This is a genomic window from Streptomyces sp. BE303, assembly GCF_036290945.1.
In the GTDB taxonomy this organism is placed as follows: domain Bacteria; phylum Actinomycetota; class Actinomycetes; order Streptomycetales; family Streptomycetaceae; genus Kitasatospora.
Genome location: NZ_JAQYWZ010000912.1, coordinates 1 through 12624, shown reverse-complemented (window position 1 = coordinate 12624; position 12624 = coordinate 1). Strand labels below are relative to the sequence as shown.

Annotated in this window: 8 protein-coding genes and 1 pseudogene; 8 read left to right on the top strand and 1 reads right to left on the bottom strand. The window is 73.3% G+C overall.

Annotation, left to right across the window (positions count from 1 at the left end; genetic code table 11):
- Positions 1-159 precede the first annotated feature (159 nt).
- The 8 genes from ilvC to cimA all read left to right on the top strand — a co-directional run bounded on the left by ilvC (position 160) and on the right by cimA (position 12397).
- Positions 160-1158, top strand: a complete 999-nt coding sequence (ilvC, locus tag PUR56_RS36875) for a ketol-acid reductoisomerase (RefSeq protein WP_329882927.1) — start codon at positions 160-162, stop codon at positions 1156-1158.
- A gap of 218 nt (positions 1159-1376) precedes the next feature.
- Positions 1377-2978, top strand: coding sequence for a phosphoglycerate dehydrogenase (gene serA, locus PUR56_RS36870; protein WP_329882926.1), 1602 nt, complete (start codon positions 1377-1379; stop codon positions 2976-2978).
- A 345-nt stretch (positions 2979-3323) separates the two neighbouring features.
- Positions 3324-3485 carry a hypothetical protein gene (locus tag PUR56_RS36865; protein WP_329882925.1) on the top strand — a complete coding sequence of 54 codons (162 nt, stop codon included), beginning with the start codon at positions 3324-3326 and terminating at the stop codon, positions 3483-3485.
- 303 nt (positions 3486-3788) lie between these two features.
- Complete coding sequence (locus PUR56_RS36860) at positions 3789-7181, top strand: S8 family serine peptidase (protein ID WP_329952172.1); 3393 nt, start codon at positions 3789-3791, stop codon at positions 7179-7181.
- Between the two features lie 103 nt (positions 7182-7284).
- Complete coding sequence (locus PUR56_RS36855) at positions 7285-7860, top strand: Uma2 family endonuclease (RefSeq protein ID WP_329952171.1); 576 nt, start codon at positions 7285-7287, stop codon at positions 7858-7860.
- A gap of 74 nt (positions 7861-7934) precedes the next feature.
- Positions 7935-8972: a 3-isopropylmalate dehydrogenase gene (locus tag PUR56_RS36850; protein ID WP_329882923.1), complete on the top strand. Its 1038-nt coding sequence runs from the start codon at positions 7935-7937 to the stop codon at positions 8970-8972.
- Positions 8973-9221: 249 nt separating this feature from the next.
- Complete coding sequence (locus PUR56_RS36845; RefSeq protein ID WP_329882922.1) at positions 9222-10334, top strand: branched-chain amino acid aminotransferase; 1113 nt, start codon at positions 9222-9224, stop codon at positions 10332-10334.
- A 452-nt stretch (positions 10335-10786) separates the two neighbouring features.
- Entirely contained in the window at positions 10787-12397 is a 1611-nt protein-coding gene (cimA, locus tag PUR56_RS36840; protein ID WP_329952170.1) for a citramalate synthase, read from the top strand.
- Positions 12398-12479: 82 nt separating this feature from the next.
- Here the strand turns inward: cimA and PUR56_RS36835 are convergent.
- A pseudogene (locus PUR56_RS36835) lies at positions 12480-12624 on the bottom strand (ATP-binding protein); the annotation flags it as partial.

Below are 12624 nucleotides of genomic sequence, written 5' to 3'. Positions count from 1 at the left end.
CCCGCCGGCCGCCCGCCACCACCCTCCCGGGCGGCGTGCCGGCGCGCGACACCGCGGTCCGTCTCACACCCTGAAGCACCGTCCCACCGCACCGCCGGGTCCACGTACGGTTGGAACCGCAGTACCCGGCAACACCACCACGCAAGGAGAAGTGCCCCCGTGGCCGAGCTGTTCTACGAAGACGACGCCGACCTGTCCATCATCCAGGGCCGCAAGGTCGCGGTCATCGGCTACGGCAGCCAGGGCCACGCCCACGCGCTGTCCCTGCGCGACTCGGGCGCGGACGTCCGGGTCGGCCTGAAGCCCGACTCGAAGTCGCGCCAGAAGGCCGAGGAGGCCGGGCTGCGCGTGGTCACCCCCGCCGAGGCGGCGGCCGAGGCCGACGTCATCATGATCCTCGTCCCGGACCCGATCCAGTCCGACGTGTACGAGGCGGACATCGCCCCGCACCTGAAGGCCGGCGACGCCCTGTTCTTCGGCCACGGCCTGAACATCCGCTTCGGCTTCATCAAGCCCCCGGCCGACGTCGACGTCTGCATGGTCGCCCCGAAGGGCCCGGGCCACCTGGTCCGCCGCCAGTACGAGGAGGGTCGCGGCGTCCCCGCGATCGTCGCCGTGGAGCAGGACTTCAGCGGCAACGCGTTCGCCCTGGCGCTGTCCTACGCCAAGGGCCTGGGCGCCACCAAGGCCGGTGTCATCAAGACCACCTTCACCGAGGAGACCGAGACCGACCTGTTCGGTGAGCAGGCCGTCCTCTGCGGTGGCACCGCCGCCCTGGTGAAGGCCGGGTTCGAGACCCTGGTCGAGGCCGGCTACCAGCCGGAGATCGCCTACTTCGAGTGCCTGCACGAGCTGAAGCTCATCGTCGACCTGATGTACGAGGGCGGCCTGGAGAAGATGCGCTGGTCGGTCTCCGAGACCGCCGAGTGGGGCGACTACGTCACCGGCCCCCGCATCATCACCGACGCCACCAAGGCCGAGATGAAGAAGGTCCTCACCGAGATCCAGGACGGCACCTTCGCCAACACCTGGATCGCCGAGTACAAGGCCGGTCTGCCCAAGTACAACGAGTACAAGAAGGCCGACGAGGACCACCTGCTGGAGACCACCGGCAAGAAGCTCCGCAAGCTGATGAGCTGGGTCAAGGAAGAGGCCTGAGCCTCACCGCTCCTGTGACGCCCTTGTACAACTAGGCTGCTCCCGTCCGGGTGATTTCGCCGGACGGGAGCAGCCTGGTACCCAGCCCGTCGATACACTTCCGAGTGCGCGTCAGGCCCACAGCGTCGTGCGTCTACCTACGCGGCATGCCACCTTCCCCCCGCCTTCCACGCCACCTACGTGCCGGGGAGAACCGGACAGTTAAGGACAACACTGTCGTGAGCACTGCTAACACTGTGAAATCCGGCGTCGTACTGATCGCCGAGGAGCTGTCGCCCGCCACCGTCGACGCCCTCGGTCCCGACTTCGAGATCCGTCACTGCAACGGCGCGGACCGCACCGAGCTGCTGACCGCCATCGCGGACGTCGACGCCGTCCTGATCCGCTCGGCCACCAAGATCGACGCCGAGGCACTGGCCGCCGCACGCAAGTTGAAGGTCGTCGCCCGTGCCGGCGTGGGCCTGGACAACGTGGACGTCGCCGCCTCCACCAAGGCCGGCGTCATGGTCGTCAACGCGCCGACCTCCAACATCGTCACCGCCGCCGAACTCGCCTGCGGCCTGCTGATCTCGGTCGCCCGCAACATCGCGCCGGCCAACGCCGCGCTCAAGCAGGGCGAGTGGAAGCGCAACAAGTACACCGGCGTCGAGCTGAGCGAGAAGGTCCTCGGCGTGGTCGGCCTCGGCCGGATCGGCGTCCTGGTCGCGCAGCGGATGTCCGCGTTCGGCATGAAGATCGTCGCGTACGACCCCTACATCCAGGCCGCCCGCGCCGCGCAGATGGGCGTCAAGCTGGTCTCCCTGGAGGAGCTGCTGGAGGTCTCGGACTTCATCACCGTCCACCTCCCGAAGACCCCGGAGACCATCGGCCTGATCGGTGACGAGGCGCTGCACAAGGTCAAGCCGAGCGTCCGGATCGTCAACGCGGCCCGCGGCGGCATCGTCGACGAGGAGGCGCTCGCCTCCGCGCTGCGCGACGGCCGGGTGGCCGGCGCCGGCCTCGACGTGTACACCAAGGAGCCGTGCACCGACTCGCCGCTGTTCGCCTTCGACAACGTGGTGGCCACCCCGCACCTGGGCGCCTCCACCGACGAGGCGCAGGAGAAGGCCGGCATCGCCGTCGCCAGGTCGGTCCGGCTGGCGCTGGCCGGCGAGCTGGTGCCGGACGCGGTCAACGTCCAGGGCGGCGTCATCGCCGAGGACGTCCGTCCGGGTCTGCCGCTGGCCGAGAAGCTCGGCCGGATCTTCACCGCGCTGGCCGGCGAGGTGGCCGTCCGGCTCGACGTCGAGGTGCGCGGCGAGATCACCCAGCACGACGTGAAGGTGCTCGAACTCTCCGCGCTCAAGGGCGTGTTCGAGGACGTCGTGGCGGAGACGGTGTCCTACGTCAACGCCCCGCTGTTCGCGCAGGAGCGCGGCGTCGAGGTGCGCCTGACCACGTCCAGCGAGAGCCTGGAGCACCGCAACGTGATCACCGTGCGCGGCACCCTGGCGAGCGGCGAGGAGATCGCCATCTCCGGCACGCTGTCCGGCCCGAAGCAGACCCAGAAGATCGTCGGCGTGGACGCCTTCGACGTGGACGTGGCGCTCACCGACCACATGGCCTTCTTCAAGTACGAGGACCGCCCGGGCGTGGTCGGCGTCCTCGGCCGCCACCTCGGCGACGCCGGCGTCAACATCGCCGGCATGCAGGTGGCCCGTGACGGCAGCGGCGCGCTGGCCTCCATCACCGTGGACAGCCAGATCCCGCAGGACGTCCTGACCGCCATCGCCGGCGAGATCGGCGCCCGCTTCGCCCGCTCGGTCGACCTGGGCGACTGAGCCCCGGAACGCCCCGCCGGCAGGGCCCGGACCACCGTTCGCACGGTGGTCCGGGCCCTGCTGCTTTCCTCCGGGTGACCCGCGTCTCAGATAGTAGGAAATCCAAGTATTCGTGCAGACACGGCCGCGCCCCGGTCGTACCGTGGAGGGACCGTACGGTGTGCCGCCCCTGCAGCCAGGGCGTTCGGCCCGGACGGCCCCGCATGCCCGATGGGCGGGTGATCCCCGCCCGGCGTGCCGTCCCGTGACCCGCCGCCGCCCCCGTGCGGCGCGCTTCGCACGGGTCCCCCGTCGCACACCCTCCACCGCGTCCTTCCCGGCACGCAACGAACCAAGGAGCCCGGCATGTCCCCGACCGCAGACCGCCACGCCGCTTCCGCCGCCGCCACCGCCACGACCCGCGCCCCCCGCCGCCGTCGGACGGCCGAGCCGAACCCCTTCGCCGCCGCCGCGCTGCAGCGTGCGCTCGACCGCCGCGACAACGGCGGGTCGGCCGGCCGCGCCTGACGGGCGGGCCCTGGCCTGACGGGAGGGCCTCCGCCTGACGGGAGGGCCCGCCTCCGGCGGGCTCGCCGTCCCCTCCGGACGACCGGATCCGCAGGATCCGCGTTCATCCTCCGAATAGGCCGACCGGGCTGACGGCGGGTCACTCGGGAGAGTGCAAGTCGCCACCGTTCGGGGGATGTTGCTCGCCCTGACCGGCGCGATATTCCTAATTTGGGGCCCCCGGAAGGGTGATCGACGGCCGCGCGGGCGGGCGTCAGCGGCGCGACATGCGGATCAGCTCCCCCGGCCGGGGGAGAGGGTCCCATGCGTCAGCCGACCGTCCGTCGACCGCTCGTCCGGATCGGGCTCGTCCTGAGCCTCCTGGCCGGGCCGATCCTGCTCACCGCCGCCCCGGCGGCCGGCAGCCCACCGGGCGCCCCGCCGGGCCGCACGGCCGCGGCCGGCGCCCCGGCCTCCGTCCTGCTGGAACTCCGCACCGAAGCCGTCGCCCCCGCCTGGCGCCGGGCCGGCGCCGAGGCCCGGCGGGCCCAGCGCTCCCCGGAGGCCGTCCGGGGCGAGGCGGCCCGGGCCGGAGCCGGACAGCGGGCCCGGGCCTCCGCGGCCCTGGACCGGCTCGCCGAGGCCGTCCGCGGCGTCGCTCCCACCGCCCGGGAGCTCTACCGCACCCGCACCCTGCTCACCGGCCTCGCCGTCACCGTGCCCGCCGACCGGCTGCCCGCGCTGCGCACCCTGCCCGGGGTCGCGGCCGTCCGCCCGATCGTCCGCAAGCAGCGCGCCAACGCCCACTCCGTGCCGGTGACCGGCGCGCCCGAGGTCTGGTCCGGGGCCTCCGCGGACACCTCCTCCGGAGCCGCCGGGAACACCGGCGGGGGCGTCCGGATCGGCGTCGCCGACAGCGGCATCGACTACACCCACGCCGACTTCGGCGGCCCCGGCACCGAGGAGGCCTTCACCGCGGTGGACGGCGCGAAGCCCGCGCCCGCCGGCCTCTTCCCCAACGCCAAGGTGGTCGGCGGCCGGGACCTCGTCGGCGACGACTACAACCCCGACCCGGCCTCCCCGCACTACCAGCCCGAACCCCGCCCCGACGACAACCCGATCGACTGCGCCCGCAACGGCCACGGCACCCACGTCGCCGGCACCGCCGCCGGCCTCGGCGTCACCACCGACGGACGCCCCTACACCGGTCCCTACCGGCCCGGCCTCGACCCGGCCGGCTTCAGGGTCGGCCCCGGCGCCGCACCCGGCGCCCAGCTCTACGCGATCCGGGTCTTCGGCTGCGACGGCTCCACCGACCAGCTCGCCCAGGCCCTCGACCTGGCCGCCGACCCCGACGGCGACGGCGACCTCGGCGACCGGCTCGACGTCCTCAACCTCTCGCTCGGCAGCCGCTTCGGCTCCACCGACGACGCCGACGCCCTCGCCGTCGACCGGCTCTCCGAACTCGGCACCGTCGTGGTCGCCGCCGCCGGCAACGAGGGCGACGTCCACGGCATCGGCGGCAGCCCCGGCACCGCCGCCCGGGCCGTCGCCGTCGCCGCCTCCGTCGACCCGCACAGCGACGCCGACGGCATCACCGTGCTCGACCCCGAACCGCTCGCCGGCGTCGTCCCCGCCCACTGGAGCGCCCGCTACCAGGACTGGTCCACCGCCGACGTGACCGGCGCGCTGGCCCTGCCCGCCGACCAGTCCGACGGCTGCACGGCCTTCTCCGAGGCCGACCGGCAGCGGATCGGCGGAAAGATCGCCGTCCTCGCCTGGCGCACCCGCGAATCCGAGCGCGCCTGCGGCTCCGGCCCCCGCGCCGACCACGTCGCCGAGGCCGGCGCGATCGGTGCGCTGCTCGCCGCCGACGACGACCACCTCGCCGAGATCGCCGGGAACGACCGCGTCCCGCTCGCCCTGCTCGCCCGCGCCGACGGCGCGCGGCTCCGCGAGGGCGCCGCCGCCGGCCCGGTCCGGGTCCGGCTCGCCGCACCCGGCAACCCGCTGCACGGCGTCGTCCCCCAGGACCAGCCGCAGCGCCTCGACACCCTCACCGACTTCACCTCCCGGGGCATCGGCGTGCCCGGCGTGGTCAAGCCCGACCTGGCCGCCCCCGGCGAGACCATCTGGTCCGCCAAGGTCGGCAGCGGCAGCGGCGGCCAGCGCGAGGACGGCACCTCGATGGCCACCCCGCACACCGCGGGCCTGGCCGCCCTGGTCCGCGCCGCCCACCCCGACTGGACCGTCGAGCAGGTCAAGGCCGCGCTGATGAACACCGCCGGCGACACCTGGGCCGGCGACGGCGCCACCGGCCCGGTCTACGGCCCCGAACGCACCGGCGCAGGCCGGGCCCGGGTGGACCGCGCCGTCCGCACCCCCGCCGTCGCCTACGCGGCGGGCGCGGGCGCGGTGGAGGGCGCCGTCGGCGTCTCCTTCGGCCCGGTGGCGGTCGGTGGACCGCTCACCCTCGACCGCGAGGTCGAGGTGCGCAACCTCTCCGGCTCCCCGGTCGTGTACCGCACCGGCTACGCCGCCGCGACCGAACTGCCCGGCGCCCGCTTCGACGTCTCGCCCGGCCGGGTCGACGTCCCGGCCGGCGGCAGCGCCCGGGTCCGGGTCACCCTCGCGGTCCCCGGACAGCTCGGCCGCGTCCCGGACCCGACCATCGCCACCCTCCAGGGCGGCAAGGCCCGCACCTACCGGGGCGAGCTCTCCGGCCGGCTGCTGCTCACCCCGGACGACCCGGCCGTCCCCGAGCTGCGGGTGCCCGTCCTCGCGGCCCCGCGAGCGGCCTCCGAGCTGACCGCCACCACTCCGGTCCGGACCATCCGCGCGAACGCCCTGGCCGCCCTCTCCGGCACCGCCGCGCCCGGCGACCAGCCCGGACTGCTCAGCGCCTTCGCCCTGGGTGGGGAGGCCGCCCGCTGGCCCGACTGCCCGCCGGACAGCGGTGCGGCGGTCGGCCCGGGCGCCGGCATCGTGCCGGACGACAGCACGGACGAGGCCGCCGGGATCCAGGACGTCTGCGTCGAGCGCGCCGGGGACCGGGCCGCCAACCTGCGGGCGGCCGGCGCGGCCACCGACGCTCCCGCCGTCGCCGGCGACCCGCTCGCCGAGGGCGTGCTCTACCTCGGGGCCCAGGTCTGGGCGCCCGCCGCCACCCCGGTCGGCCTGTTCGGCGTCCGGGCCTCGCTCGACACCGACGGGGACGGCGCCACCGACGTGATCGTCAAGGCCGACCGGCAGCGCGGCAGCGACGTCCTGGTGGCCCGGGCGCTCGACGCCCGCACCGGCGCCGAGCTGGACGTCCAGCCGCTCAACGCGCGCTGGGGGGACACCGACACGGCGTTGCTGGACAGCGACGCGGTGGTCCTCCCGGTCCGGCTGGCCGTCCTGCCGGGCGTGCGGGCGGGTCACAGCACCGTCCGCTACGCGCTCTGGACCGGTGTGGCCGGCGCGGGGAAGCCCGATCCGGCCGGGGCCTTCTCGGCGATCGGCCTGCGCGGCACCCGGCCCACGCTGACCGTCGACGTCCTGCAACCGGCTGTCGACGTCCGCACCGGTCAGGGCGGCCCGGCGGCCGTCGCCGCGCCCGCCGGGCCCGGCACCGTCCTCGACATCCGCCGCACCGAGGGCGACACGTCCCGCCTGTTCCTGCTCCACCACTTCAACCCGGACGGCCGGAGGGGGCAGGTCCTGACCCTGCCGTGACCCCGAGGAGGGAGCGCCCGCAAACAGCCGGGCGCTCCCTCGAAAGGTGGAAGATCGGGACGGTCGGCCCGAGTAGCCTGAGATCAGCCACGAGGATGCCCGCATGGGAGGAACCATGAGCGTCGTGCCGTACCCCGACTGGATTCGGCCCCCCGCCGGTGGTTACACCGCCGAGGACCTCGACCGGCTGCAGGGTCTCCCGCCGCACACCGAGCTGCTCGACGGGCGCCTGGTCTTCGTGAGTCCGCAGACGAAGTTCCGCCTGAGGACGAAGCGCCTGCTGGAGCGTGCGCTGGAACAGGCTGTTCCGGACGGGTGGGAAGTCTGGCCCGGGATGACGGTGACCATCGACCGGCGGAACCGTCCGGAGCCGGACCTGCTCGTCGTCAACGCGTCCTCGGACACCGGGTATCTCCAGACGACCTTCGACGCCGAACACGTCCTGCTCGCCGTCGAGGTCGTCTCGGAGGAATCGCGGGACCGGGACCGGGAGGTCAAGCCGCGGAAGTACGCGAGGGCGGGCATCCCGCACTTCTGGCGGGTCGAGTGCGACGAGGGGCGTCCGATCGTCCACACCTTCGAGATCGACCCGGCCACCGGCCTCTACGGCCCCACCGGCATCCATCACAAGCAGCTGAGGCTGAACCGGCCCTTCCCGGTCGACATCGATCTGACCTGATCGCTTCCGGGTGGCTATGTCCGGATAGTGGACGGCAGATGTCAGGCTCTGGGACGGCGGAGTAGCCTCCGAGCATGTCTCGCACGATTCGTCTCGCAGTTGTCCCCGGTGACGGCATCGGCCAGGAAGTGGTGGCCGAAGGCCTCAAGGTCCTTGGTGCGGTGCTCCCCGCCGACGTGAAGCTGGAGACCACCGAGTTCGACCTCGGCGCCCGGCGCTACCACCGCACCGGCGAGACGCTGCCGGACAGCGTCCTGGCCGAGCTGAAGGCGCACGACGCGATCCTGCTCGGCGCCATCGGCGACCCGAGCGTCCCGTCGGGCGTCCTGGAGCGGGGGCTGCTGCTCAAGCTGCGGTTCGCCTTCGACCACCACATCAACCTCCGCCCCGGCCGGCTCTTCCCCGGCGTGAAGTCCCCGCTGGCCGGCGAGCCGGACATCGACTTCGTGGTCGTCCGCGAGGGCACCGAGGGCCCGTACGTCGGCAACGGCGGCTCGCTGCGCACCGGGACCGAGCACGAGGTGGCCACCGAGGTCAGCCTGAACACCGCGTTCGGCATCGAGCGGGTCGTCCGGGACGCGTACGCGCGTGCCGCCGCCCGGCCGCGCAAGAAGCTCACCCTCGTCCACAAGAACAACGTGCTGGTGCACGCCGGCCACCTGTGGACCCGGATCTTCGAGCAGGTCGGCCGGGAGTTCCCCGAGGTCACCACCGACTACCTGCACGTCGACGCGGCGACCATCTTCTTCGTCACCCAGCCCGAGCGGTTCGACGTCATCGTGACCGACAACCTGTTCGGCGACATCCTGACCGACCTGGCCGCCGCCGTCACCGGCGGGATCGGCCTGGCCGCCAGCGGCAACATCAACCCGAGCGGCGCGTTCCCGTCGATGTTCGAGCCGGTGCACGGTTCGGCGCCGGACATCGCGGGCCAGGGCAAGGCCGACCCGACCGCCACCGTGCTGTCGGTCGCCATGCTGCTGGAGCACCTCGGCCTCGCCGCCGAGGCCGCCCGGATCGAGGCCGCGGTCGCCGCGGACCTCACCGAGCGGACCGGAACCCGCACCACCGCCCAGGTCGGCGACGCGCTCGCCGCCCGAGTATCCGGCTAGGCCGGAACCGAAAGAAGGTAGTCCGGCCTGGCAGGGCCGGAACCGACAGACGGTGTTCCGGCCGGTGGGCCGGACCCCATAACGGCAGCTTGCGGCTCTCCGAGGAGCCGGCGACTGTTCGGCACGGCCCTCTGGATGCGAGTATCGACAGTGGGCCGTGCCGTTGTGCGTCCGTTTCGGGGAAATCCACCGAAACGCTCACCCGGCGGAGGCGGCCCGGACCAACCCCACGGTGAAGGACACACAGCCATGAGCACGCCCACCCAGGCGCCCATCACGTTCGACCTCAAGCCCTCCGCCCACCCGCTCTCCGACGCGGAGCGCGAGGCCCGACTGGTTAACCCGGGTTTCGGCAGGGTCTTCACCGACCACATGGTCACCATCCGCTGGACCGAGGGCGTGGGCTGGCACGACGCCCAGCTGGCGCCGTACGCGCCGCTGGAGATCGACCCGGCCAACATGACCCTCCACTACGGTCAGGCGATCTTCGAGGGCCTCAAGGCGTACCGCCAGGCCGACGGCTCGATCTCGACCTTCCGCCCGGAGGCCAACGCGGCCCGCTTCCAGTCCTCGGCCCGCCGCCTGGCGATGCCGGAGCTGCCGGTCGAGACCTTCGTCGAGGCGGTCGAGCTGCTCGTGCAGCAGGAGCAGGCGTGGGTCCCGAACGAGGCCGAGCAGAGCCTCTACCTGCGCCCGTTCATGTTCGCCACCGAGGTCGGCCTGGGTGTCCGCCCGGCCAACTCCTACCTCTTCATGATCATCGCCTCCCCGGCCGGCGCCTACTTCTCCGGTGGCGTCAAGCCGGTCTCGGTCTGGCTCTCCGAGGACTACGTCCGCGCCGCCCCGGGCGGCACGGGCGCCGCCAAGTGCGCCGGCAACTACGCCGCCTCGCTGGTGGCCCAGGCCGAGGCCGCCGCCAAGGGCTGCGACCAGGTGGTCTGGCTCGACGCCGCCGAGCACCGGTGGATCGAGGAGATGGGCGGCATGAACCTGTACTTCGTCTTCGGCGAGGGTGCGGACGCCCGGATCGTCACCCCGGAGCTGTCCGGCGCCCTGCTGCCCGGCATCACCCGTGACTCGCTGCTCCAGCTCGCGGCCGACCTCGGCTACGCGGTCGAGGAGCGGAAGATCTCCACCGAGGAGTGGAAGCAGGGCAACGCCGACGGCACCCTCACCGAGGTCTTCGCCTGCGGCACCGCCGCGGTGATCACCCCCGTCGGCTCGGTCAAGTCCCGCGGCGGCGACTGGACCGTCGGCGCCGGCGAGCCCGGCCCGGTCACCATGGAGCTGCGCAAGACCCTGCTGGCCATCCAGGGCGGCCAGGCGGCCGACACCCACGGCTGGCTGCACAAGATCGTCTGACCGCCGCGAGCGGCACGTCCGGGAGCCCGCCGCGGCGGGCTCCCGGACGGAACGGGAGCCGCCCGGGCCGCGCGCCGGCCCGTCGCGCGCCGGCCACCGGGCGGACCCGTCGCGCGGCCGCGGCCCCCGTTCCGGATACCGAGACGGGGCGGCCGGATCCCGGATCGGTGTGCCAGACTGCGAGCGTGTCCTCGCTTTCGCTGATTATTAGCAGCAGGCGCGCCGGTCCGCAGTGACCGCTCCCGCAGTACCCGATGCGGAGCGACCACCAGCGTCCAGACCCGCGCGCAGACCTCTCGCACCCGCGAGGGGTCTTTTTGTTTCCCCCGGACCGGCCGGAGCCCCCACAAGGGGCCGAGGGACACCGGGGAGCGCGCGGGATGCTGGACAGTGGAGCCGGATCAGAACCGGCAGAGCAGCACCCGACCTCCCGGAACGGAGAACCCAGGGTCATGACCCAGGCGAGCAACCTCCCAGACGACGCCTTCCACGTCTTCGACACCACCCTGCGCGACGGGGCCCAGCGCGAGGGCATCAACCTCACGGTGGCCGACAAGCTGGCCATCGCCCGGTACCTGGACGAGTTCGGGGTCGGCTTCATCGAGGGCGGCTGGCCCGGCGCCAACCCCCGGGACACCGAGTTCTTCGCCCGCGCCGCCACCGAGCTGGACCTGGCCAACGCCCAGCTCGTCGCCTTCGGCGCCACCCGCCGGGCCGGCGGCAACGCGGCCGACGACCCCCAGCTCGCCGCCCTGGTGAACTCGGGCGCGCCCGTCGTCACCCTGGTCGCCAAGGCCCACGACCGCCACGTCGAGCTGGCGCTGCGCACCACGCTGGACGAGAACCTGGAGATGATCCGGGACAGCGTCGCCCACCTGCGCGCCCAGGGCCGCCGCGTCTTCATCGACTGCGAGCACTTCTTCGACGGCTACAAGGCCAACCGGGACTACGCCCTCGCCGTGGTCCGGGCCGCCCACGGGGCCGGCGCCGACGTGGTGGTGCTCTGCGACACCAACGGCGGGATGCTGCCGGCCGGCGTGCACGACATCGTCGCCGACGTCCTCCGCGAGACCGGGGCCCGGCTCGGCATCCACGCCCAGGACGACACGGGCTGCGCCGTCGCCAACACCCTGGCCGCGGTGGACGCGGGCGCCACCCACGTCCAGTGCACCGCCAACGGCTACGGCGAGCGGGTCGGCAACGCCAACCTCTTCCCGGTGGTCGGCGCGCTGGAGACCAAGTACGACCGCCGGGTGCTGCCCGCCGGCAAGCTGGCCGAGATGACCCGGATCTCGCACGCCGTCGCGGAGCTGGTCAACCTGACCCCCTCCACCCACCAGCCCTACGTCGGCTTCTCCGCGTTCGCCCACAAGGCGGGCCTGCACGCCTCGGCGATCAAGGTCGACCCGGACCTGTACCAGCACATCGACCCGGAGACGGTCGGCAACACCATGCGGATGCTGGTCTCCGACATGGCCGGCCGGGCCTCCGTCGAGCTGAAGGGCAAGGAGCTCGGCTACGACCTCTCGACCGACCGCGACCTCGCCGGACGGGTGGTGGCCAGGGTCAAGGCGCAGGAGAGCCTCGGCTACACCTACGAGTCCGCCGACGCCTCGTTCGAGCTGCTGCTCCGCGACGAGGTGCGGGGCGACCGCGCGCGCTTCTACACCCTGGAGTCCTGGCGGACCATCAGCGAGCAGGGCCCGGAGGGGAGTACCGGGAACGAGGCCACCGTCAAGCTCCGGGCCAAGGGCGAGCGGATGATCGCCACCGGCGAGGGCAACGGTCCGGTCGACGCGCTGGACAAGGCCCTGCGCACGGCGCTGGAGCGGATCTTCCCGCAGCTGGCCAAGCTGGAGCTGGTCGACTACAAGGTCCGGATCCTGGAGGGCCAGCACGGCACCGGCTCGAAGACCCGGGTGCTGATCGAGACCACCGACGGTACCTCCGCCTGGTCCACGGTCGGGGTGGCGGACAACGTGGTGACCGCCTCCTGGCTCGCCCTGGAGGACGCCTACACCTACGGCCTGCTCCGGTCCGGTCTGGAGCCCGTCACCGAGTGACCGGCGTGACCGTGCGGCCCGTGGACCGGAGGGTCCGCGGGCCGCACCGCTGTCGCGCGCACCGTCGCCGTACGCGCCCGTCTCACCGGAGGCGGGCGAGGAGGGCGTGTTCGACGAGGGTGATGAGGGCGCTCTTGGCGCTGTCCCGGCGTCGGGCGTCGAGGGTGACGACGGGGGTGTCGGGGCCGAGTTGGAGTGCTTCGCGGACCTCGTCGGAGGTGTGGGGC